This is a genomic window from Streptomyces sp. NPDC002911 (assembly GCF_053591835.1).
In genome coordinates this window covers 16,712-41,063 of sequence record NZ_JBSFUO010000005.1, presented here as the reverse complement: position 1 = coordinate 41,063, position 24,352 = coordinate 16,712, and the positions used below count along the sequence as shown (strand labels likewise).

Genomic DNA, 24,352 nt, shown 5'->3' with positions numbered 1-24,352 from the left:
CGCAGCCCATGGGCCGGTGCCCGTAAGCTGCGGCGGCATGGCTGCTCTCCTCGCCCTTGCCCCGCACCGCTCCGTCACAGCCGCCCTGCTGGCCGGTGCGGCGCGTGCGCGCGGCATGGACGTGACCGTCCTGCCGCAGGACGGCCACCCTGCCCGCCCGCCGGCAGACACCCGGACGCACTACTACGGCGGTCCGCACTTCGCAGCCTCTGCCGTCGGCCGCCTCGGGGCCGCCCTCCTGGAGCCGGCCGACGACTGGCTCGACGCGCTGCCGTACGCGTTCACCGGCCGCCACGTCCGGTGCCTACCGCTCGGCGAGGCCCGCCGCACACCAGGTCCGCTCTTCATGAAGCCGCCCACCGACAAAAGCTTCCCGGCCGCCGTGTACGCGGACGGCAGCGCCCTGCCCGTCCCCGCGGGCTCCCAGGACGACCCGTTCGTCCAGGTCAGTGAAGTGGTCACCTGGGTCAAGGAGTTCCGGCTCCATCTGCTGGACGGGGAGATACGGACCGGTTCGCAGTACGCCACCTTCGGCCGGCTCGACGTGGCACCGCTGACGGGCCACGCGGACGAGCCCGCGGTGCGCGCATTCGCCGGGGCGCTGGCCGAGGCGTACGCGGACACCTTGCCGAGCGGGGTGGTGCTCGACGTGGGGCTCATGCGCAGAGACGGCGCCGCGGGGGAGGGGCGGTGGGCGGTGGTCGAGGCCAACATGGCCTGGTTCAGCAACGTGTACGCCGCCGACCCCGCCCGCGCCCTCGACGTGGTGCTCCGCTCGGCGGGCCCCGCGACCGCTGTCCGGGCGCGGGACACCAGGTTCCGGCGGATGTGACGCCGCCACCCCGGCAACCTTCGGGGTGGCGGCGGCGACTACTCCGCGGAGCCCCACTTCTCTCTCCCCGAGCGAACGGATCACGCCATGGAAGCGAACAGACGACGTACCGCCTTCCGGCCCGGACCGCGCAGGGCACTGACGGCAGCGACGACCGCGGTCCTGGCCGTCACCGGCCTCCAGACGTTCGGGTCGGCATCCGGCGCGGCGGCGGCGACCACCGTCACCGTCGCCAAGGACGGCAGCGGGCAATACACCACGGTGCAGGGCGCGGTGAACGCCATCCCCGCGGGCAACACCGCGCGGGTGATCGTCTCCATCAAGCCGGGGACCTACCGCGAACTGGTGAAGATCCCCTCCACCAAGCAGAACGTCACCCTCCAGGGCAGCGGTTCCAGCCGCAACGACACCGTCATCGTCTACAACAACGCCTCCGGTACCCGGAAGCCCGACGGCTCCGGTACTTACGGGACCAGCGGCAGCGCCACCGTCGCGGCCGAGGCCAACGGCTTCCAGGCCCGCAACCTCACGATCTCCAACGACTTCGACGAGGCCGCCAACCAGAACATGAGCGGGCTCCAGGCCGTCGCCCTGCGCACCGCCGCGGACAAGGTCTTCCTCGACTCCGTGATCGTCACCGGCGACCAGGACACCCTGCTGCTCGATACCGCCTCCAAGACGACACTCGGCCGCGTGTACATGTCCAACTCCTACGTCATCGGCAACGTCGACTTCATCTTCGGACGCGCCACCGCAGTCATCGACAGGTCGGTCATCACACTGAAGAAGCGGTGGGACGGCAGCTCCGCCGGCTACATCGCCGCGCCCAGCACGGCCGCCGACCGCAAGGGCTTCCTGATCACCGGCTCGACCGTCAACGGCGATGTCTCGGCGTCGTCCTTCCACCTCGGCCGGCCGTGGCACGCGGGCGGCGACGCCTCGCTCGACCCGATGGCCACCTTCCGTGGTACGACCCTGAGCTCAGCGGTCAAGTCCGCTCCATGGACGGACATGAGCGGCTTCTCCTGGAAGGACGACCGCTTCGCGGAGTACAAGAACACCGGGCCCGGATCCGGCTCGGCGAGCACTAACCGGCCGCAGCTCAGCGACTCCCAGGCCGCGCAGCAGGAGACCGCCGACTGGCTGGCAGGCTGGACACCCTCGGCATCCTGAGTCACGGTAGGCAGGATCGGTACCGGGAGTCGAAGCGCTTCGACTCCCACTCTGGACAGTGTCTGTGTCCGAGTCTAGGCTCCAGTGTCTGTGCATGTCAGAGTGCGAAGGGGAGCACAGCAAGGCGCTGTTGAAGCGCTTCACCCGCTCTCCCTTGCGGTCACCATCTGTAGGGGAGAAGCCGAATGGTCACGCTTGCCGAGGTCGCCCAGCACGCCGGAGTTTCCGCGAGCACGGTGAGCTACGTCCTCAGCGGTAAGCGGTCGATCTCGGCCTCCACCCGGGAACGGGTGGAGCACAGTATCCAGCAGCTGGGCTACCACCCCAATGCCGGTGCGCGTGCCCTCGCCAGCAGCAGGTCCAACATCATCGCGCTGATGGTGCCGCTGCGCACGGACATGTATGTACCGGTGATGATGGAGATCGCCATCGCCGTCGCCACGAGCGCCCGGATCCACGGATACGACGTGCTGCTGCTCACCGGTGAGGAGGGCCCGGCCGCCGTCCGCCGGATCGCGGGTAGCTCGCTGGCGGACGCCATGATCCTGATGGATGTCGAACTGCATGACGAGCGGCTGCCGTTGCTCCGCGACTCCGGGCGGACCGCCGTCCTCATCGGCCTGCCCGCCGATACCTCGGGGCTCACCTGCGTGGATCTCGACTTCGAGGCCACGGGGGCGTTGTGCGTGGACCACCTCGCCGGCCTCGGCCATCGCGAGGTGGCGGTGATAGGCGAGGCGGCCGCAGTCTACGAACGGCACACGGGCTTCGCCGAACGGACCGTGGACGGCATACGGGCCAGGGCGCGGGAGACCGGGGTACGGATTTTGCACCGCCCCTGCGAGGGCGGGTACGCCGCGATGGCCGGCACCCTGGGCCGTGTCTTCGACGAGCGGCCGGGAACGACCGGGTTCATCGTCCAGAACGAGGCCGCCGTCGAGCCGCTGCTCAACCTGCTCCAACAGCAGGGGCGCGCCGTGCCTGAGGACGTGTCCGTCGTGGCCGTCTGCCCCGAACAGGTGGCCACACAGGCCTCGGTGCGACTCACCTCCGTCGCCATTCCGGCACAGGAGATGGGGCGCCGCGCGGTGGAACAGGTGGTTGCGAAACTCGTCGGCCGGGGCACGGACGAAGTGGAACTGATCAAGCCCGTCCTGACGGAACGTGCGAGCACGGGCCCGGCTCCGGCCTGACAGGCGAAGGGCGTGCCTACTCGTTCGGGTGGAGTGTGTCGCGGCGCACTGCCGCGGGTTCGGCGGGGCGCCCCGGTTGCTCGGGAGTCGGCCCGGATGGTCTGGGTGCCCGCTCGTGCAGTTGTCCCACTGCTCGGACGAGGTCCAGATCGTTGCGTGGGCCGGTGCCGCCGCGAAGCCACGGTGCGGCCACGGTTGGCCGTTGGGGACGGAGGAGTGTTACCGCGGCCCCAGGGTGAGGACGCGGTCCACGCCGGCCGTCAGCTCCAGCGGACCCGGGGGGTGCCCGGCGGAGGTCTCGGTGAGGGCGAGCCCGTCACCCGTACGCAGATCGACGCGGGCGTCGCGCGTGGGACGCAGCACGGCTGTGGCGCCGTCCTCCGACCACCGCAGGTCCAGGTGTGCGCCGAACCGGGTCCTTACGCCACGGAGTTCACCCGCCGGACAGGCCGCAGGGACGGCCGGCAGCAGCACCAGGCGGCCGGGTGCCGACTGGACGAGCGACTCGATCACGGCGGCAGGCAAGGTGTGGGCGGCGTCCGCGTTGTAGACGTTCCGGGACGGGTAGTGCGCGCTCATCAGCGAATCGTGGAAGAAGTCGCCGCCCAGCACCGCGTCCAGCGCCGCAGCCACCCGGGACGGGTCCCGCAGCCGGGCGGCGATCAGGGCGTGGTGCAGATGCCCGTGGGCGGAGTCGTTCTCCGAGCCGCGCAGTTCCAGCGCGCGGTGCGCGGCCGTGGCCAGCCCCGGGGTGTCGTACGGATTGATCTCGTCCAGGGGCCATACCGGGTAGAGGTGGCTCAGATGACGGTGGTCGTAGGTCTCCCGCAGGCCGGGCCACGCCCACTCGGCGAGCGCCCCGTCCTCGTTCACCAGATACGCCGGGAGCCGGGCGGCGCGTGTCCGCCAGAGGCCGGCCGACGGGTGCCCGGGGGCGTGCTCGGCGGCCGTCGTCAGGGCGTGGTGGGCCGCGGCGACGTCCATCGTGGCGTTCACCGTGCCCCAGCTCGCATTGGCCGGCCGGTTCTCCGGGGAGTAGGAGGGGACGACCGCCAGGTTTCCGTCCGGGTCCTCGCGGCTGAGGAAGTCCTCGTAGAAGAGCGCCACTTCGACAAGAGCACTGGTCAGGGCGGTGTCCGGGGACCCCGTCGTGACCTCGGCGTGCTCCAGCAGCGGCTGCAGCAGCCAGTCCGCCCCGGCGGTCCACAGATGCAGCGGATAGGCGCGCTGGAAATGGCGGGTGTGGCCGGACTCGCCGTCGGTGTGGGACGGTGCGACGACGCCCCGGGTCCCGAAGAGCGCCCTTGCGTTGTCCCGCCAGTCGGTCAACTGGCCCTGCACCAGCGCGGCATGGGCATGGGTGACCTCCGGGAGGGCGGCCGCCGCGGCGGAGGCGATCTGCAGGTTGAGATTGGCGTTCGTGGTGAAGGCCCCCGACCAGGCGGTGTCCCAGTCGCCGGTCCACAGACCGGTCAGCCGGGGCGGCAGCAGCCCCGACGAGGAGAGCAGGTGGTAGCGGCCGGCCGCGAAGAGCCGCTCCAGCAGCGCGGGAGACTTCGGGGCACGGAGCAGCTCGCTCCCGGACAGCTCCCGCTCGGGCGCAGCGTCCCGCAGCTCGAACGAGGCGCGCCCGTACGCGGTCCGGTGCAGCGGCAGGTGGCGGGCCAGCATCGTGGTGTAGCCCTCGCACGGCAGAGCGGCCCACAGCTCTCCGAGGTCCGGGCGGCCCGCCCCGCGGACGACCCGGGTCGTGAGAGTGAGGCTCCGGGCCCCCTCGATCCGGATGCCCTCGCCGGCCACGGACACCGTGCCGCCGTCCACCCGCGCCACGGTGACACCGGTGTAGCCGAGTCCGCTGCCCGGGTAGCCCACCCGTAGGGCCAGGTGCGCGCCCTCCGGGGTCAGCACCGTCGAGCGGCCGATCGCCAGCTGCGCGGGGGCTCCGGGCAGGCAGGGATCCAGCACCACGTCGGCGGTCAGCCCGAGATCGGTGACCTGCTGCACGATCACGTCGTCGGCCCGCGACACGAAGACGCTGCTGCGCCACGCCTCGTACGACGCGGTCACCTCGCCCGTCGTGAAGTCGACCTCGCGCCTGTACCCGGCGACGGCCTCGTGCGGCCCACGGTCGCGGTGCACACGGGACCGGAACGCCGGGTGGAACGGCTGTACCCAGACCAGCGGACGCCCGGCGCCGAAGTCCTCGGCCGCCGTCGTGTCGCCTGACAGGAGCGCGTCCTGGAGCCGGCCGAGCCGGTCGGCGAGCTCCGGTGGCCGGAGGCCCTCGCTGCCGTTGGGCCGAACCAGGGTGTGGTGGTTGACGATCACCCGGTCGTCCGCCGGATCGCCGTACACCATCGCCCCGTGGCGGCCGTTGCCGCTGAGGAACGCGTCCTCCCAGCGGGTGGCGGGGCAGGGCTCCCACGTGCCGTCGATCATGCGGAGGCGTCTCCGCGTGAGGCGTCTGTGAGCACGGCCACGCCGTAGCGTTCCAGCTCCACGCCGCCGTCGGACTCGGCGCCCGTGAGCAGGTCGAGGTGCGGGCCCGGCAGTTCCACCCGGGCCGGGGAACGGCCGTGGTTCAGCAGGAAGAGCAGTTCGCCGCGCCGCACCGCCTCGACCTCGGCGGGCAGCCGCTCCAGCACGGGGTGCACGCCGGCTCCGGCGGCCACCCGGCCGAGCAGACCGCGCAGCGCCTCGGGCTCGGGCAGCGTCGAGACGTACCAAGCGGTGCCCTTGCGGAGCACCGCCGGAAGGCCGTCCAGCTCCCCGTCGCGGTAGGCGGCCACCGTCTCCGCGCTGCCGTCGGGTTCCAGCTCCTCCGACCACAGGGTGCCGCGGAAACCGTCGCACTCCACCGTCGCGTCCGCGTCCAGGGGCCACCACTCGTGCACCGTACGGATTCCGAACAGCTCACGCAGCCGACTGTCCATGCCACCCGGCCTGATCCGGTCGTCCACGTCCGCGATGCCGGTGAAGAACCCGCACACGAGGGTGCCCCCGCTCCGCACGTACGCGAGGAGGTTGTCGGTCGCCGCGTCGCCGAGGAGCTGGAGCTGGGGCACGAGCACCATGCGGTAGTCGCTCAAGTCGGCGTCGGGGCGGGCGAAGTCGGTGGCGATCCCGCTCTCCCACAGCCCTCGGTGCCACGCCTGGACGAGTTCCGTGTACGAGACGAGGGAGGAGGGCCGGCCCTCCTGGGCGCTCGACCACCAGGCGTCCCAGTCGTGCAGCACGGCGACCTCGGCGGACACCCCGGTGCCGCTCACCGCGGCCCCGATCGACGCGAGTTCGGCGCCGATGCGCTTGACCTCCTGGAACGTTCGGCCGTGCTCACCGGCGTGGCTCAGCATCCCGGAGTGGAACTTCTCCGCCCCCTGCCGGGACTGCCGCCACTGGAAGTAGCAGAGGGCGTCCGCGCCCCTGGCGACCGACTGCAGCGACCAGAGCCGGTTGAGGCCGGCGGGCCTGGGGTGGTTGACGCCGCGCCAGTTGACCGCCCCGGCCGCCTGTTCCATCACCATCCACGGGCCACGGGCCTGCGAGCGGGTCATGTCGGCGAGCATCGCGTTGTACTGGCCGCCCCGCGGATCCTTCGGGTCCGGGTAGACGTCGACGGAGACGATGTCCTCCTGCTCCGCCCACGCCCAGGCGTCCTGGCCCGACCACAGCGGCATGAAGTTGGTCGTCACCGGGATGTGCGGGGTGTGCCGGGCGACGATGTCCCGCTCGGCCGCATAACACTCCATCAGGGCGTCGGAGGTGAAGCGTTTGAAGTCCAGCTCCTGCGCCGGATTCCGCATGTACTGCGCCCGGCGCGGCGGCAGGATCTCCGCCCAGGTGTCGTAGCGCTGGCTCCAGAACGCCGTACCCCAGGCCTCGTTCAGCGCGCCCAGGGTGGTGTAGCGGGTGGCCAGCCAGCGGCGGAAGTGGGCGCCGGTCTCGTCGCAGAAGCAGTGCGTGCAGTACTCGTTGTTGATGTGCCACACCGTGAGCGCCGGATGGTCGGCGTATCGCGCCGCGAGGTCCTCGGTGAGGGCCGCGGCGTAGCGTCGGTACACCGGTGAACTCGGGCAGAAGTGCTGCCGGGAACCGTAGTTGACGAGTGCGCCGTCCTCGGTGCGTGGCAGGGTCTCCGGGTGGAGGGCGCCCATCCACGGCGGCGGTGAGGAGGTCGGGGTGGCGAGGACGACACCGATGCCGTGGGCGTGCACGAGGTCCAGCAGCCGGTCCAGCCAGCCGAACTCCCGTGCACCCGGACGTGGTTCGATCATCGCCCAGGAGAAGACGCCGACGGTGACGGTGTTGACCCCGGCCTCCTTCATCAGCCGGACGTCATCGGCCCACACATCCTCGGGCCACTGCTCGGGGTTGTAGTCGCCTCCGAAAAGGACGCGGCCACGGGTGGCGTCGTGCAGGGACGGCATGGAGGTCTCGTTCCTCTACTGGGGTTCTGCGTACTGGATGCCGCGGCCGTTGGTGCCCAGATAGACACGGCCGTGCACGCGGGGGTCGCCGGTGATGACCTCGCCGGTCCACCCCCACCGGTGGGAGTCGTCGTTGATACGGACCCAGCTCGCGCCCGCGTCGTCCGAGCGCAGCACGGCCACGCCGTCGTACGCCGCGGAGACCCGACCGGTCTGGAAGACCGCGGGGTATCCGGCCCGGCCCTTCGCCGGTGCCGCCCTGCCGAAGCCGAGGGCGTGTGAGGCCTGGCAGCCGGCCACCGGCGTGAACGTGCGACCGCCGTCCGTCGATCGCAGCAGTCCGTTGTCCTTGGCGGACAGCCACAGGTCGCCGGTGCGCCCGGGAGCCGCCGCGATACGGAACTGCACATCACCCGAAGGGAGCCCCTTCGCGCCTTCGGTGAAGGTCGCCCCCTTGTCCGTGGAGACGAAGACCGCGCCCGTGTCCGTGTCGTACCCGTAGAAGCGCGCCGGATCGAGCGGGTCGGCCACAGGCGTGCCGCCCTTGGGGAACGTGGCCACCTCGGCCCACGTCGCCCCGCCGTCCGTGGAGCGGTGCGCGGCGTACTTGGTGCCGTCCCAGTGGATGAACGACCACAGGAGCGTCGCCCCGTCGGCGGATACCGCCACCGGGCCGGGGGCCGAGGGAGCGACAGCCGGCTGGGAGGCGAAGGGCTGCCAGCTCGCCCCGCCGTCGTGGGAGTACGCGCCGGCCGAGTCGGAGCCCGACGGCCAGCCGGTCCGTACGACGTACGACGGCTTCCGGGCGGCCAGCGCGAGCCCGGTCGCCGTGCCGAACACCGGGTTCGACGCCATGCCACGCGACGGGGACGAGGTCAGGGAGTCGTGGCGCATGACCCCGATGTCCCCCAGGCCGCTGAGCAGCAGGGCCCCCGAGGGCGGTGCGATCAGCTGGCGTACCGAAGACTCCTCCAGGCCTCGGATCTCCGGCGCCCAGTGCACCAGGTCGCGCGTCCCGAAGATCGTGGCGCCGGTGCCGTAGACGATGTGCCGTGAGTCGTACGGGTCGACGGCCAGTGCCTGGATCCACCAGCCGAACTTGGGCTCCCCGCCCCACTTCAGATACGGGGTCTCCGAGACGTCCAGCACCGCCGTGTCCTTGAGCGAGGCCCAGCTCGCTCCGCCGTCCGTGGAGCGGAACAGGGTGTCGACCAGGCCCCAGCGGTTGTTCGTGGAGACGACGACCGTGCCCGGGCGGGTCGCGTCCACGGCCACCCCGCCGTAGCCGAACGCGTCGCCGTCGCCCGGGACGGCCGGGGTCACGTCGGCCCAGGTCCCCGTCACCGTGTCGAGACGGTGCACCGAGCCGTCGGCCTGGTTGTTCGGGCCCGGCCCGTCCGCGTAACTCACGTACAGCGCACCGCTGCCCGCGTCGTACGCCGCACGGACCGGCACCTTCGTCGACGCTCCGGCGGACGGCTGTCCGGGGACGGCCTCCCAGGCGCCGGAGGCGTTCGTACGGTAGAGCGCCGTGCCGCCGTCGCCCCAGCCCGCGTACACCGTCCGGCCGGCCGCCACCAGCAGGGTGACGCCCTGCCCGCTTGCCGACGCCGTGGCAGGGAAGGACGTGTCGGCGGCCCAGGTGGCGCCCCGGTCCCTGGAGCGCAGCAGCCCGTCGTGGCGCGTCCCGAGCCAGAGCGCCCCGCTGTCACGCGGATCGACCAGAAGCCGCTCACCGCAGCCCCGGCCGTCCTCGTTGGCCCCGAGACGCACCGTGAGATCCGTACGCGCCCAGGTCGCGCCCCGGTCCTCGGATCTGAGCACCGCACCCGGGGACGCCGACGCCTGTGTGTACGTCCCGAGGGCCAGATACAGCCGGTCCGGATGCGCCGGGTCGACGGCCATCGCCTCGACGCCCAGAAGGTTCCAGTCGTCCCAGCCGATGTGGTCGATGAGCGCCGTCCACCGGGACCTGCGGTCGTCCCACCGGTAGGCGCCGCCGATGTCCGTGCGGGCGTACGCAAGACCGCGTACGGAGGGGTGGAACAGGACTCCCGTCACGAAGCCCGTCCCTCCGATCGCGGCGGTGCGCCAGCGGTGCGGCTGGACCTTCGCGGGCCGCCGGGAGGCGACGGCCGCCCCCGCCGCCGGAAGCACGGAGGCCGAGGCCGCGATCACCGCCGCACCGGCCAGGACAGTGCGGCGCCGGGGATGCGGGGCAGGTTCTGGCTGCGGGACGGACGAAGCGCGCATGACGAGGACCCTCCGGTGGCGGAGTGACGGGTGGATGCGTGGCAGTGGCAGGGCTCAGCCCTTGACGGCGCCGGTGAGCATGCCTTCCTTGAAGTGCTTCTGGACGAACGGCGACAGGAACGCGACCGGGATCAGCGCCAGCACCATGACCGCCATCTGAATGGCGAGTGGTGACAGATGCCCCGTGTTGATGACCTGGGTCAGGCCTGTGGGCCGCTCCTGCTTCAGGACGAGCTGGTTCATCACGTTCTGCAGCGGCAGCATCTCCGGGTCGCTGATGTAGATGGAGGCGTTGAACCAGGCGCTCCAGTAACCGACCGCGTAGAACAGCGTGATCACGGCGATGACCGCACGGGACAGCGGCATGACGATCTGCCACAGGATGCGGAAGTCACCGGCCCCGTCGATCCGGGCGCTTTCGATGAGCTCCTGCGCCGTACTCATGAAGAAGGCACGCAGGACCAGGATGTTGAAGACGTTCAGCGCGCTCGGCAGGATCAGCGCCAGATAGGAGTCGGTGAGACCGAGTCCCTGGACCACCAGGTAGGTGGGGATGAGGCCCGCGCCGAAGAACATCGTGGCGAGCATGAACACCAGCAGCGGCCGGTGCAGCACGGACCCGGTACGCGAGAGCCCGTAGGCGCACATGACGGACACGGCCATGCTGAAGACCGTTCCGACGAGGGTCACACAGATACTGATCACGGTGGCCCGGGTGACCTGGCCGCCGCCGAGAAGTTCCTGGTAGGCGACGAACGTGATGCCGCGCGGGATCACCACCAGCCCGCCGGCCTCCGTGATGGTCTTCACCGAGGACAGGCTGGTGACGATCACGACCCAGAGCGGGAAGAGAACGGCCAGGCAGATCAGGACCAGGACCACGCCCTTGGAGGCGAGGCCCGTCCTCGACGGCTCCTCCTCCCACACCGGACGAAGGCGGCCACGGGTTCCCGGCTTCACACCGGCCAAGCCGGTCAGGCCGGAGAGCAGGCTGCTCACTTCTTGTACACCCCCTGCTCACCCATGAGATGGGCGACCTTGTTGGCCCCGAGGACCAGCAGCAGACCGAAGATTCCCTTGACGATGCCGACGGCCGCCGCGTAGCTGAATCCGCCGTTGGTGATGCCGACGTTCCAGACGTACGTGTCGAGCACCTCGGAGGCGCCCGGTCCGACCGCCGTGCGCTGGAGCAGGATCTGCTCGAAGCCGACGGTCAGCGCGTTGCCCACCTGGAGCACCAGCAGCAGCGCCACGACGGGGCGCAGGGCGGGCAAGGTGATGTGCCACATCCGGCGCCAGCGGTTCGCGCCGTCCATGGCGCTCGCCTCGTAGAGATCCGGGCTGACCGCCGCCAGGGCGGCGAGGAAGACGATGACGCCCCAGCCGGCGTCCTTCCAGATCATCTCGAAGGTGATCAAAAACTTGAACAGACCGGGGTCGGTCATCAGGTCGAAACCCTCGTGACCGTTCTCCCGCAGCGTCTGCGCGATGAGCCCGGCGCCGCCGAACATCTGCTGGAACACGGTGACGACCAGGACCCAGGAGAAGAAGTGCGGCAGATAGAGGATCGCCTGCGCCACCGCCCGGACCCTGGGCCGCACGAAGCTGTTGATGAACAGCGCGAGCAGGATCGGCACCGGGAAGAACAGGGTCAGCTGCAGAAGGAAGATCGCCAGCGTGTTCCGCAGCGCCGACCAGAACAGCCGGTCGTTCACCATCTGCTGGAACCACTCGAAGCCGACCCAGGGGCTCTGCGCGATCGCCTGGAAGGCGTTGTCCGCGATGTACGGGTCGTAGTCCTGGAAGGCGACGACGTTGCCCGCCAGCGGGATGTACGCGAAGACCAGCAACAGCAGCATCGCCGGCAGGGTCATCAATATCAGCGTGCGATCCCGGCGCAGCCGGTGCCGCAGGGGCATGGCCGTGGTGACCGGCCGGTCGCCGGCCCCCTCCGTCTTGACCGGCGGCGTCCGTGACGCCTGCGCGCGCCGGTCGTCTGTGCTCAGTGACATGTCAGGAAGCCGACTCACCGGTCTCGTCGAGCAGCTTCTTGTACCAGTCGCGAAGCCTGTCGCCGCCCTTGGTCTTCCAGTCGGAGACCTGCTGCTGCATGTCGCTGACCTTCTTGCGCCCGCGCACGATGTCCTTCTCCACGTCCTCGAACTGCGCGTTGAGCTCGGTGAAGCGCGTCGGCTCCTGGATCTGCATACCGTGGAAGAGGGGCTTCTTGAGGTGCGCGCCCTGACGCTGCTGCCACTCGATGACCCCCTTGGCGACGTCCGGGAAGTCGGGGTAGGCGCGGAAGGGGGCCGGGGACGCCACGTACTCGTACGTGGCGAACACCTGGTTGTTGCCCTGCCCGGTCTTGGTGAGGACGCCGTCCTCGAGGGTGTGGTGGGTGCCCTCCGTGCCGTACGCCCTCAGACGCTGCTCCTTCGTGCCGTACGGAGCCGCGGTGTAGTTGGCGAGGGCGAGGATGTCCTCGATCGTCTTCTTGTCCGCGTCCTTGTTGACGAAGCACCAGATGTTGGAGGGCGCCGCCTCGTAGATGACCGGGGCGCCGCCGTCATGGGCGAAGAAGTCCATCGCCCCCATCCGGAAGCCGGGCTTGTCCAGCCGCTGGACCGCGGTCGCGGCGTACCAGTCCGAGATGTCCGCGTTGTACATGAGGGCGTTGCCGGACGAGAAGGTGGTCCGCATGTCACCCGTCTCGGCCTTGGCGTCCGGGTGCACGAAGCCTGCCGAGTACAGCGAGCGCGACCACTCCAGCGCCTCGAGGTACTCGTCGGTCTCGTAGCGGTTGACCAGCTTGCCGTCGACGAGCTTCCAGTAGTACGGCTTCTCCGGCAGCACCCCGAAGAAGACGAACGCCGACCACGTCATGTCGCTGCACGCCCACACCTTGCTCCTGGGGGCGTTGATCTCCTTGCAGAGGTCGTAGAACTCCTGCGTGGTGGTCGGAACCTCCCACCCCTTCTCCTCGAAGATGTCCGCGCGGTAGAAGGGGGTGATGTTCGGGGTCGCCTCCGCGGGCATGGGCAGGCCGCGGAGCTTGCCGGCGAAGATCGAACGCTGCCAGGCGCCGGTGGGGATGGCAGCGAGGTTCGGGTAGGCCTTGACCTTGTCTCCGGAGAGGTAGGGGCCCAGGTCGGCGAACTTGTTGGCGATGGCGCTCGGTATCTTGCCGCTCAGCTCCCAGCCGGGTACGACGACCGCGTCGGGGATGTTGCTGGAGGCGAGCACCGCGCCGAGCTTCTGGCCGTAGACGTTGCCGTCCTGGTTCTGCCACTTGACCTTGACGCCGACGGCCTCGTCCATGGCCGTCCAGTAAGGGTTGCCCTCACCCGGCGAGGTGCCCCACAGCGGTGCCATGATGCTCAGCTCGCTGCCCTTGCCCAGCTTCTTCGGCACCGAGACGGCCAGCTGGTCGGCCGGGAGCGCGGTGGTGAAACCGACCGCGGAGCCGTTCTTGCTGGGGATGTCCGGAGTGACCGCCTTCGACGGCACGTAGGCGGGAAGGAGGCCCTTCAGCTTCTTGCCCGTGGTCGTGCCCTCGTTCTTCGAGCCGCCGGCACCGCCGCCGCAGGCGGCGAGGAGCGGCATCCCGCCGCCCACGGCTGCCGCGACAACCACGGAGGAGGCGAGGAATCGTCTCCGGCTGGGAGCGGAGGGGGAGTTCGGCGTCATTGCGTCAACCCTTCGTGGTGCAACAGGACGGCCCGCGGCGGCGACTGCCGCTCGGCCCTGTGTCTGAGGTAGGGGCGTTACCGGCCGAGCCGGTCGGCACAGCACCGGCTGAGCTGAAGCGGTCAACGGGCTGCCTCGTCGAAGCGCTTCGATGTTGCAGCGAGATTAAGTGAAGGGTTCCGGCCGCACAAGAGTTCGTTTCGATATTCCTCCGACGTGTACCCGAACCGTTTCCTGGTGTGGCGCGGCTTCGATGTGTCCGGAAGAGTCTTTTTGGGCCCGTCGCACCCTTGACACCTGCGGGGTCGGCCGCAGAGCATCGAAGCGCTTCGAAAGAAGTTCTCCTCGCGTCGATGGGCCTTTCGCTGCCCGACGCCCTGAAAACCTCCCACCTCTCCAAGGGGACCCGCACGTGACGGACCATCCGCTTCCCTTCCGCGACCCGCAGCTGTCCTTCTCCCGGCGCACCGACGATCTGCTCGGACGGCTCACGCTCGACGAGCGGATCGCGATGCTGCATCAGTTCGCCCCGGCGGTGGAGCGGCTGGGCCTCGGCCCGTTCCGGACCGGACAGGAGGCCCTGCACGGGGTCGCCTGGATGGGGCCGGCCACCGTCTTCCCGCAGGCCGTAGGTCTCGGCGCCACCTGGAACGACGACCTGGTCCGCCGGATCGGCGAGGCCGTCGGCGACGAGGTGCGGGCCAAGCGCGCCCAGGACGACCGCGTCGGGCTCAACGTCTGGGCGCCGACGGTGAATCTTCTGCGCCACCCGCTGTGGGGACGCGGCGAGGAGGGGTACTCCGAGGACCCGGCCCTGACCTCCGCCATCGCGGTCGCCTACACCCGTGGACTGCGCGGCGACGACCCCCACTACTGGCGCACCGCCCCCGTGCTCAAGCACTGGCTCGCACACAACAACGAGACCGACCGCGACACCGTCTCCTCCTCGGTCCGCCCGCGTGTCCTGCACGAGTACGACCTGAGGGCCTTCCGCGACGCCGTACAGGCCGGGGCGGTGGCCGGGGTCATGCCGGCCTACAACCTGGTCAACGGACGCCCGAACCACGTGTCCCCGCTCCTGGGGCAGCAGCTGAGGCGCTGGACGGACCAGCCGCTCGTCGTCTGCTCGGACGCGGGCGCGCCCTCCAATCTGGTCGATTCGGAGCACTACTTCGATACCCACGAGGAGGCCACCGCCGCCGCCCTGAAGGCCGGCGTCGACAGCTTCACCGACCACGGCACGGACTCCACGGTCATGACCGGCCGCATCCGCGACGCACTCGCCAAGGGGCTCATCGACGAGAGCGACATCGATACGGCGGTCCGCAGGCTGCTCGCGATGCGCTTCGCACTCGGCGAGTTCGACCCGGAGCTCGATCCGTACGCGCGGGTGGACGACCTCGACACCGAGGAGCACCGGGCGCTTGCCCTGGAGGCCGCGGAACAGGCCGTCGTCCTGCTGAAGAACGACGGCCTGCTGCCGCTGGAGCCGAAGCGCGGCCGGACCGTCGCAGTGGTCGGGCTGCTCGCGGACGCCTGCAAGCTGGACTGGTACAGCGGCACGCTCATGCACCGCTCCACGCCGCTCGACGGAATCCGCGAGCGGTACGGCGCCGAGAACGTCATCTTCGCGGAAGGCGCTGACCGGATCCGGCTGAAGTGCTCCGACGGCTGGCTCCGGGTGCCTGTCGCCGATGGGGCGACGGACGGAGAGGCGCGGGGCGCGGAAGGCGCCCTCGACCCGGCCCTCCTCGCCGGCCGCACGGATCTGCCCGCGCTGACCTGCGGCGAGGACGGTACCGAACTGTCGCTCGTCGACTGGGGCGACGGCGTCCTCACCCTGCGCACGGATGCGGGGCTGTATCTGTCCGTCGCCGACGACGGATACGTCAGGGCGTCCGCGGACGAGCCGGGCGGCTGGGTCGTCCAGGAGACGTTCCGCCTGGAAGCGGTGGAGGGGCACGACGGCGGGCACCGCCTTCTGCACATCGGGACCGGTGGGTACGTGTCGGTCGCCGCCGACGGCGCCAAGGTTGCCGAGTCCGGCGAGAGGATCTCCCGGGACGCTGCCACGGTCTTCGAGCAGGAGACCGTCGAGCACGGCGCCGACGCCGTGGCCCGGGCCGCCGCGGCGGCCGACACCGTGATCGTCGTCGTGGGCAACGACCCCCACATCAACGGCCGCGAGACCGAGGACCGTACGACCCTCGCCCTCCCGGCCCAGCAGGACCGCCTGTGGCGCGCAGCGCACGCCGCCAACCCGCGTACGGCCCTCGTCCTGACCTCCGCCTACCCGTACGCGGTCAACGACGCGGCGGACGGGCTGCCGGCCCTGCTCTGGACGGCGCACGGCGGCCAGGCCGCGGGCACCGCGCTCGCCCGGGTCCTCGCGGGAGACGTGTCCCCGGCCGGCCGGCTTCCGCAGACCTGGTACGCGAGCGACGACGACCTGCCGGGCCTGTTCGACTACGACATCATCGGCTCCCGGCAGACGTACCTCTACTTCAGGGGCGCCCCGCTCTTTCCGTTCGGCCACGGCCTCGGCTACGCCGACTTCACCTATTCCGGACTGCGGGCGGAACTGGACGGCGAGCGGATCCGCGTGTCACTGACCGTCACCAACGACGCCGGGTCCGCCGCCGACGAGGTGGCCCAGCTCTACGTGCGGGTGGCGGAGCCCCTCACAGAGGATTCGCCCGCCCACAAGACACTGGGACGCAGACTGGGGCGCGCCATGGGCCGGGGCGGGCCCGCAGACCTGCCGCTGCGCAAGCTGGCCGGCCACCGGCGGGTGCACGTGGCGTCCGGCGCGGCGGAGCACATCGAATTCGACCTACCTGTCCAGGAACTGGGCCACTGGAGCGTGGCACACGGCCGGTGGACCGTCGAGCCCGGCACGTACGAGATCCTCGCGGGCGCGTCGAGTGCCGACATCCGGCTCACCGCCACGGTGATCGTCGACGGCGAAGCCGAAGGCCCCCGCCCGGTTGCTGCGTTCGGTCTCGAGGCCGCCGACTACGACTGGCAGCAGGGCACGGAGATCGTCGACCGCGCGAAGACGGAGGGTGACGCCGTCGCGCCCGCCTCCGCCGACGAGGAGGGGCGTCTCATCTACCGGGCGTGCGACTTCGGCGAGGGTGTGGACGGACTGACGTTCCTGGTCTCGGGGGAGGGGCGCATCTCCGTGAGCGGCGGCGGGCACAGCCTGCTGACCCAGTTCCCGGCCACCGGCGGCCCGTACGACTACCGGGCCATCGAGACCGCGCTCGACCTCCGTGGGGTGCACGAGCTGTGCATCGGCCTCACGGGAACCGTGCGTCTCGCTCGCATCGACGTCGTTTCCGGCAAGGAGTCCGCATGAGGTTCACCGACGGCTTCTGGCTGATGCGTGAGGGCGTCCGCGCCTCGTACGCGACCGAGATCCGTGATCTGCGGGTCGACGCCGACCGGTTCACCGCGTACGCCGCGGTCAAGCGGGTCGCGGCACGTGGCGACACACTCAACACCCCGTTGATCACGGTCGAATGCTTCTCCCCGGCCGAGGGTGTCATAGGTGTGCGCGCCACCCATCACGCGGGCAAGGCCCGGCGAGGGCCTGACTTCACGCTCCTGGCGGACGACACCACGGCGGCCGTGGCCCGCACCCGCCGGGACGGCGCGGTCACCGAACTCACGAGCGGACCACTGACGTTGCGCATGGACGGTGACGGGCCCTGGGGCATCACCTTCCTCGACGGCGACGGCCGGCGCCTCACCGGGGTGGACCCGAAGGGCACGGCGTTCGCGACCACACCCGACGGCGTCCACCACATGATCGCCCAACTCGCTCTGGATGTGGGCGAGAACGTCTACGGGCTCGGTGAACGCTTCACGCCGTACGTCAAGAACGGCCAGAGCGTGGACATCTGGCAGGCCGACGGCGGCACCAGCAGTGAACTGGCGTACAAGAACATCCCGTTCTATCTGTCCTCACGCGGTTACGGCGTCTTCGTCAACCACCCCGGGAAGGTGTCCTTCGAGGTCGGATCGGAGTCCGTCGGGCAGGTGCAGTTCAGCGTCGAGGACCAGTCGCTGGAGTACTACGTCGTCGCCGGCCCGACCCCGAAGGACGTCCTGTCCCGCTACACCGCCCTGACCGGCCGGCCCGCGCTGCCGCCGGCCTGGTCGTTCGGCCTCTGGCTGACCACCTCCTTCTGTACGTCCTACGACGAGGAGACCGTCACCTCCTTCGTCGACGGGATGGCCGAGCGCGGTATCCCGCTGAGCGTCTTCCACTTCGACTGCTTCTGGATGCGCGAGTACCAGTGGTCGGACTTCCTCTGGGATCCCGAGGTCTTCCCCGACCCGGAGGGGATGCTGGCCCGCCTCAAGGAGCGCGGACTGCGCATCAGCATGTGGATCAATCCGTACATCGCCCAGAAGTCGGCCCTGTTCGCGGAGGGCGCCGAACACGGCTACCTGGTGCGGCGGCCCAACGGTGACATCTGGCAGTGGGACCTGTGGCAGCCGGGCATGGCGCTGGTCGACTTCACCAACCCGGCCGCCCGTGCCTGGTACGACGACAAGCTGCGTGCCCTGCTCGACCAGGGCGTCGACTGCTTCAAGACGGACTTCGGCGAGCGCATCCCCACGGACGTCGTCTGGCACGACGGCTCCGACCCGGAGCGGATGCACAACTACTACGCGCAGATCTACAACCGCACCGTCTTCGAACTCCTGGAGAGGGAGCGCGGTGCCGGGGAGGCGGTGCTCTTCGCCCGTTCCGCCACGGCGGGCGGCCAGCAGTTCCCGGTGCACTGGGGCGGAGACTGCTTCGCCTCCTTCACCGCCATGGCCGAGTCCCTGCGCGGCGGGCTGTCGCTGAGCCTGTCCGGCTTCGGCTTCTGGAGCCACGACATCGGCGGCTTCGAGGGCACGCCCGACCCGGCGGTCTTCAAGCGCTGGCTCGCCTTCGGCCTGCTCTCCTCGCACAGCCGGCTCCACGGCAACGTCTCCTACCGGGTGCCGTGGGAGTTCGGCGAGGAAGCCGTCGACGTGGCACGGAAGTTCACCCTCCTCAAGCACCGGCTCATGCCCTACCTCTACGGGGTGGCCGCCGAGGCGCACCGGACGGGCGTCCCGATGATGCGGCCGATGCTGGCGGAGTTCCCCGGCGACCCGGCCTCCCGCACCTTGGACCGGCAGTACATGCTCGGGCCGGACCTGCTGGTCGCCCCGGTCTTCACGGAGGACGGCGAGGTCGAGTACTACGTTCCCGAGGGCACCTGGACCTCGCTGCTCACCGGCGAGCGCGTCACCGGCCCTGCCTGGCGGCACGAGACGCACGGCTTCGACAGCCTGCCCCTGCTGGTCAGGGACGGTGCCGTACTGCCGTGGGGCGCCGACGACCAGCGCCCGGACGGCGACTGGCTGGACGGCCTCACCCTGCGGGTCTTCGGCTCCGGCCCCAACGAGCGCACGGTCACGGTGCCGGACCTGACCGGCAGCCCGTCGGCGTCCTTCCACGTCGTTCGGGACGACGCGGGCACACGGGTCACGGCGCAGGGCGCGGAGCGCCCCTACCGGGTGACCGCCGAGGAATCCGGGGCCTCGGGGGAGGGGACGGGAACGGTCTTCGTCGCCTGACCGTCCGACCGCGACGAGGAGGCGCCACAGGGGCCCGGTGCACGCACCGGGCCCTCTGCGGTCTCGGGCACTGCATCAGGCCTGATCGTCGACGCCGCCGCCCGGGGCATCGCGAAGGCCGTGACGACCCGCGGACCGCGCCCCCGCTACACCGGGGGCCGCGATGCCGCCCTGGCATGCGCCTGGGCCGCCGCAGCCGGCCCGCACGCTCGACCGTGGTCCGTATCGAGGCTCACCCCCGCGTTCGGGTGGACGTCGGACCTGACAGCCGGGCCGGGCCGGGCCTTCAGCGGGAAGACCAGGTGGGGCACGTCGCATCCCCGGCGTGCGCCACGATCAGCATGTCCGGGTCGCCGTCCTTGCGCCGGCGGACCTGTGCCGCCGCGCGACCACATACGGACCTCGTCCGGGCGCGTACCGGTGGGCGCCTGACGCGTTCCTGTGTCCGTGGTTCCCGGGCGTCACGGAACCCGGCAGGCGACATCCGGCGCATCCGATGGCAAGATCACTCCAACTCATCGACGAAGTGAAGCCGTTGACCGGCCGAATCCTGGAGACGTAGTGTCCGCTCGTTCCGTGCTGCCTGTTGTAGCCACCGCCACCGCCACCCTCACCGCCGTCGCCGTGCTCACGGGCTGCACCAGCACCAAGCCCTCCGCGTCCGGCGGAACCGAACTGGAGTTGGTGAAGTCCGGCAAGCTCACCACCTGCACCCACCTGCCGTATGAACCCTTCCAGGTCCGCAAGGACGACGCCGTCGTCGGCTTCGACGTGGACCTCGTGGATCTGGTCGCCAAGAAACTCAAGGTCACCCAGGAGATCGTGGACACACCCTTCGAAGGCATTCAGAGCGGCGAGGACCTCAATACCCGCAAGTGCGATCTGGCCGCGGCGGGCATGACCATCACGCCGGTGCGCGCGAAGAACCTGGACTTCTCCGTCGGCTACTTCGACGCCACCCAGGCCCTGATCGCCAAGAAGGGGGTCTCCTTCACCTCGCTGGCCGGCCTCAAGGGAAAGAAGCTCGGGGTCCAGCAGGGCACCACGGGAGAGACGTACGCGCAGAAGAATGCCCCGGGCGTGACGACCGTGCAGTTCGAGGACTTGGCTCTGCTGCTCACAGCCGTGAAGACCGGACAGGTCGATGCCGCGGTGAACGACAACGGCGTGCTCTTCGAATACGTGCGGAAGAATCCGGACACCCAGGTCACCGCCGAGTTCGACACGGGGGAGGAGTACGGCATCGGGGTGCGCACCGGGAACGACGCCCTGCGCAAGGAGATCGACACGGTGATCACCAGCGCCAAATCCGATGGCAGTTATGACCGGATCTACAAGAAGTGGTTCCCCGCCGCTCCCAAGAAGTGAGGAAACCGCTACCGATGTCCATATCCCGCAGACAGCGGACCCGCGCCATCCGGGGCGTTCAGTACGCTGTCCTCGCCACCGTACTGCTCGTAGTCGCCCTGGCTGCCGACTGGGGTGAGATCCGACGGGCGTTCTTCGATGTCGAAGTCGCCAAGGCGCAGTTCCCCGACATCATCACCACCGCCCTGCTCAACACCGTGGTCTACACACTGCTCGGCTTCGGGTTCGGGCTGGTCGCGGGGCTTCTGCTCGCACTGATGAGACTGTCGCGCGTCCCGCCGTACCGCTGGCTGGCCGTTGCGTACATCGAATTCTTCCGCGGCGTTCCCGCACTGCTGGTCTTCATCGCCCTCGGGTTCGGCGTACCGCTCGCCTTCCAGGTGGCGCTCAACCAGTATGTGACCGTGATGCTGGCGCTCGGCCTGGTCGGCGCAGCTTATATGGCGGAGACGATACGGGCGGGAATTCAGGCGGTCCCGAAGGGGCAGATGGAGGCGGCGCGTTCGCTGGGAATGTCGCAGACCCGGGCCATGGTGTCCATCATCATCCCGCAGGCCCTGCGCATCGTTCTCCCGCCGCTCACCAACGAACTGATCCTGCTGACCAAGGACTCATCCCTGGTGTACTTGCTGGGGCTGTCGCTCAGCCAGTACGAACTGGCCAAGTTCGGCCGGGACGCCCTGAACCAGAATCGCAGCCTGACTCCGATCCTCATCGCCGGCCTGTGCTATCTGATCATCACTCTGCCGCTCGGCCACCTGGTCCGGCGGCTCGAAGCGCGTACCGCGAAGGCGAGGTGACCGCGGTGAAGGCGGTTTCGACGGCAGACGGCGCAGCGGCGGTGAGCGGGCCGGCGATCGACGTGCGGGGCCTGCGCAAGTCGTTCGGCACGCTGGAGGTGCTCGCGGGCATCGACTTCTCGGTCGCCCGGGGCGAGGTGGTGTGTGTCATCGGCCCGTCCGGTTCGGGCAAGTCCACACTGCTGCGTTGCGTGAACCTGTTGGAGGAGCCCACCTCCGGGACGGTCACGGTGGCCGGCGCCGAAGTCACCGACCCGGATGTGGACATTGACAAGGTGCGCCGGCGGATCGGCATGGTCTTCCAGTCGTTCAACCTTTTCCCGCACCTCACGGCCTTGGAAAACCTGACGCTCCCCCAGCGTCGAGTGCTCGGGCGCGACAAGGCGGAGGCGGCGCGGATCGCTCGCGAACGTCTCGCCCGGGTGGGCCTTACCGGCAAGGAATCCGCCTACCCTGCACAGTTGTCCGGCGGCCAGCAGCAGCGGGTGGCCATCGCGCGGGCTCTTGCCATGGATCCGGAACTGATGCTCTTCGACGAGCCCACCTCCGCGCTCGACCCGGAATTGGTGGGGGACGTCCTGGCCGTGATGCGCTCACTGGCCGACGACGGGATGACGATGCTCGTCGTCACCCATGAGATGAGTTTCGCCAAGGAGGTCGCGGACCGCGTCGTCTTCATGGACGGCGGGGTCATCGTGGAGGAGGGGACCCCGGAGCGGGTGATCGGCGCGCCCGGTCACGCCCGGACCCGGTCCTTCCTCGCACGCCTGTTGACCCCGGCCACCGCGGACCTGACGGAGGCGGCCGCCGACGGGGCGGGGGAGCGGTCGGACCCGGTGTAGCCGTGCTGCCGGGGTGACCGGTGACGCGTACCTGGGGCTGGGTGGGTCGTGGCGGGACGTCCGTCGTTCGTGCGTGGTCAGCACTGTGCGGCGGACTCCACGAAAGCCGCCCGGCCACCAGCGGCCACAGCCCGTCGTGCTCCGGCTGCTGTCGCTGATCGTCCAGGCCCCGCGCCTCCCGTGCCGCTAGCTCCGTCTGCCCCGAAGCCGAACCGTCCCCGCCCGTGAATCGCCGACGCCGCCCACCGGGTCCGGTCACGCCGTTGCCGCGTGCAGCGCGCGTGCCGACATGCGCGACGCGAAGCCCTCGGGGTATCCCTTCCGGGCACGAACCGGCCGGCACGGACACCCCCGTGGCTTCGTCATCGGCAGCCTCCGGGTCGCCGGACGCCGTAAGTGAGTCACATCACCCAGAGTGAATATCTCGGAATACATCTCGCCGAATCGGGGAGGGGCCCAGACCGCTGGTGCCGGACCCGGACCACCGGCGCGCAGATGCTCGGCCGGACCGGTGCGGGGCAATCAGGCACGGAAGGCAGATCACTCATGTCGGCTCCCCACTCGTCGGCTCATCCCCCCGCAGCCCTGGACACCCTCCACATCGACGGCGCCTGGTGCGCGGCCACGTCAGGCGCGACGCGCGAGGTCCTCGACCCCGCCGACGCCACCGTGCTCGCCCTCGTCTCCGAGGCCGGCACCGATGACACGGACGCGGCCGTGGCCGCCGCACGCCGTGCCTTCGATGACGGCCCCTGGCCCCACCGGCCCGTCGCCGAGCGTGCCGAGCTGTTGCGCAGGGTGGCCGGACTCCTCCAGCGGGACCGCGAGGAGATCGCGATCACCGAGAGCCGCGACACCGGCAAGACCCTGGAGGAGGGCCGCGTCGATGTCGACGACGTCACCAACGCCTTCCGCTACTTCGCCGACCTCGTCATGAACGAGAGCGGCGGCCGCGTCGTCGACGCGGGCGACCCCGAGGTGCACAGCGTCGTGGTGCACGAGCCGGTCGGCGTCTGCGCGCTGATCGCGCCTTGGAACTACCCGCTGCTCCAAGCCAGTTGGAAGATCGCCCCGGCCCTCGCCGCCGGCAACACCTTCGTGCTCAAGCCCAGCGAGGTCACCCCGCTCTCCACCGTCCACCTGATGCGGCTGCTCGCCGAGGCCGGACTGCCCGACGGCGCCGCCAACCTCGTCACCGGCGCCGGTGACCCCGTCGGCGCCCGGCTCTCAGAACACCCGGACGTCGACCTGGTCTCCTTCACCGGCGGGCTCGCCAGTGGCACGAAGGTCGCCCAGGCCGCCGCGCCCACCGTCAAGAAGGTAGCCCTGGAGCTGGGCGGCAAGAACCCCAACGTCGTGTTCGCCGACGCGTGCGCCACCGACGAAGGTTTCGACACGGCCGTCGACCAGGCGCTGAACGCCGCGTTCTTCCACAGCGGCCAGGTCTGCTCGGCCGGAGCCCGCCTCATCATCGAGGAGTCCGTCCGCGACCGCTTCGTCACCGAACTCGCCCGCCGCGCCGACGCGATCCGGCTCGGCCGGGGCACCGTGGACGGAGTCGAGTGCGGTCCGCTCGTCTCCGCGCAGCAGCTCGCCAAGGTCGAGGCGTACGTCGCGTCGGCCCGCGAGGAGGGGGCGGTCGTCCGCTCCGGCGGCGCCCGTCCCGGGCCCTCGGACATCCGGCCCGCGAGCGGCTACTTCTACCGGCCGACCGTCCTGGACGGCTGCCACCGGGAGATGAAGGTGGTCCGCGAGGAGACCTTCGGCCCGATCCTCACCGTCGAGACCTTCCGCACCGAGGAAGAAGCCGTCACCCTGGCCAACGACACGGACTACGGCCTCGCGGGCGCCGTGTGGACCACCGACGCGGGCCGCGCCCGGCGCGTCGCGGGACGGCTGCGGCACGGCACCGTCTGGATCAACGACTACCACCCCTACCTCCCGCAGGCCGAGTGGGGCGGCTTCGGGAAGTCCGGCACGGGCCGGGAGCTCGGCCCCACCGGCCTCGCCGAGTACCGCGAGTCCAAGCACATCTATCAGAACCTGAACCCGCGCCCCCAGCGCTGGTTCGCGGGCTGACCGGAAACGGCCCTCCCCCACCTGTTCGCCGCACCACGCACACGCAAGCACCTTGCAGAAGGAGCAGTGACCG

14 protein-coding genes and 1 pseudogene are annotated in these 24,352 nt (G+C 70.3%); 9 read left to right on the top strand and 6 right to left on the bottom strand.

Annotated elements, in window-relative coordinates; all coding sequences use genetic code 11:
- Positions 1–37 precede the first annotated feature (37 nt).
- The 3 genes and pseudogenes from ACWD04_RS10115 to ACWD04_RS10105 all read left to right on the top strand — a co-directional run bounded on the left by ACWD04_RS10115 (position 38) and on the right by ACWD04_RS10105 (position 3,198).
- On the top strand, positions 38–832 hold the full coding sequence (locus tag ACWD04_RS10115; protein WP_451130547.1) for an ATP-grasp domain-containing protein: 795 nt from the start codon (positions 38–40) through the stop codon (positions 830–832).
- Between the two features lie 204 nt (positions 833–1,036).
- A pseudogene (locus ACWD04_RS10110) lies at positions 1,037–2,005 on the top strand (pectinesterase family protein); the annotation flags it as partial.
- Between the two features lie 185 nt (positions 2,006–2,190).
- Positions 2,191–3,198: a LacI family DNA-binding transcriptional regulator gene (locus ACWD04_RS10105; protein WP_451130065.1), complete on the top strand. Its 1,008-nt coding sequence runs from the start codon at positions 2,191–2,193 to the stop codon at positions 3,196–3,198.
- Positions 3,199–3,417: 219 nt separating this feature from the next.
- On the opposite strand, the gene ACWD04_RS10100 is transcribed toward ACWD04_RS10105, so the two are convergent.
- Genes ACWD04_RS10100 through ACWD04_RS10075 form a run of 6 tightly spaced genes read right to left on the bottom strand, consistent with a single transcriptional unit; the run spans position 3,418 to position 13,565 of the window.
- Positions 3,418–5,637 carry a glycosyl hydrolase family 95 catalytic domain-containing protein gene (locus tag ACWD04_RS10100; protein ID WP_451130063.1) on the bottom strand — a complete coding sequence of 740 codons (2,220 nt, stop codon included), beginning with the start codon at positions 5,635–5,637 and terminating at the stop codon, positions 3,418–3,420.
- Positions 5,634–7,625, bottom strand: a complete 1,992-nt coding sequence (locus ACWD04_RS10095; protein ID WP_451130061.1) for a beta-galactosidase — start codon at positions 7,623–7,625, stop codon at positions 5,634–5,636. Before ACWD04_RS10095 ends, ACWD04_RS10100 begins: the two co-directional genes overlap by 4 nt.
- 15 nt (positions 7,626–7,640) lie before the next feature.
- The gene (locus ACWD04_RS10090; RefSeq protein ID WP_451130059.1) at positions 7,641–9,878 is read right to left on the bottom strand and encodes a 1,4-beta-glucanase; all 2,238 of its coding nucleotides are present in this window, start codon (positions 9,876–9,878) and stop codon (positions 7,641–7,643) included.
- 54 nt (positions 9,879–9,932) lie between these two features.
- Positions 9,933–10,868 (bottom strand): carbohydrate ABC transporter permease, encoded by a 936-nt coding sequence (locus ACWD04_RS10085; RefSeq protein ID WP_451130545.1) that lies wholly within the window; start codon positions 10,866–10,868, stop codon positions 9,933–9,935.
- Positions 10,869–10,873: 5 nt separating this feature from the next.
- Positions 10,874–11,890: an ABC transporter permease gene (locus tag ACWD04_RS10080; protein WP_451130057.1), complete on the bottom strand. Its 1,017-nt coding sequence runs from the start codon at positions 11,888–11,890 to the stop codon at positions 10,874–10,876.
- Between the two features lies 1 nt (position 11,891).
- Positions 11,892–13,565 (bottom strand): extracellular solute-binding protein, encoded by a 1,674-nt coding sequence (locus tag ACWD04_RS10075; RefSeq protein WP_451130055.1) that lies wholly within the window; start codon positions 13,563–13,565, stop codon positions 11,892–11,894.
- Positions 13,566–13,977: 412 nt separating this feature from the next.
- On the opposite strand from ACWD04_RS10075, the gene ACWD04_RS10070 reads away from it, so the two are divergent.
- From ACWD04_RS10070 to ACWD04_RS10045, 6 genes are all read left to right on the top strand, one after another.
- Positions 13,978–16,926 (top strand): glycoside hydrolase family 3 C-terminal domain-containing protein, encoded by a 2,949-nt coding sequence (locus tag ACWD04_RS10070; RefSeq protein ID WP_451130053.1) that lies wholly within the window; start codon positions 13,978–13,980, stop codon positions 16,924–16,926.
- On the top strand, positions 16,923–19,190 hold the full coding sequence (gene yicI / locus ACWD04_RS10065; protein ID WP_451130051.1) for an alpha-xylosidase: 2,268 nt from the start codon (positions 16,923–16,925) through the stop codon (positions 19,188–19,190). The genes ACWD04_RS10070 and yicI overlap by 4 nt, the downstream gene beginning before the upstream one ends.
- A 561-nt stretch (positions 19,191–19,751) precedes the next feature.
- Positions 19,752–20,558, top strand: a complete 807-nt coding sequence (locus ACWD04_RS10060; RefSeq protein WP_451130049.1) for an ABC transporter substrate-binding protein — start codon at positions 19,752–19,754, stop codon at positions 20,556–20,558.
- A gap of 14 nt (positions 20,559–20,572) precedes the next feature.
- Positions 20,573–21,358: an amino acid ABC transporter permease gene (locus tag ACWD04_RS10055; RefSeq protein WP_451130047.1), complete on the top strand. Its 786-nt coding sequence runs from the start codon at positions 20,573–20,575 to the stop codon at positions 21,356–21,358.
- Positions 21,359–21,363: 5 nt separating this feature from the next.
- Positions 21,364–22,200 carry an amino acid ABC transporter ATP-binding protein gene (locus tag ACWD04_RS10050; RefSeq protein ID WP_451130045.1) on the top strand — a complete coding sequence of 279 codons (837 nt, stop codon included), beginning with the start codon at positions 21,364–21,366 and terminating at the stop codon, positions 22,198–22,200.
- A gap of 546 nt (positions 22,201–22,746) precedes the next feature.
- On the top strand, positions 22,747–24,279 hold the full coding sequence (locus ACWD04_RS10045) for an aldehyde dehydrogenase family protein (protein ID WP_451130043.1): 1,533 nt from the start codon (positions 22,747–22,749) through the stop codon (positions 24,277–24,279).
- Positions 24,280–24,352: the final 73 nt, after the last annotated feature.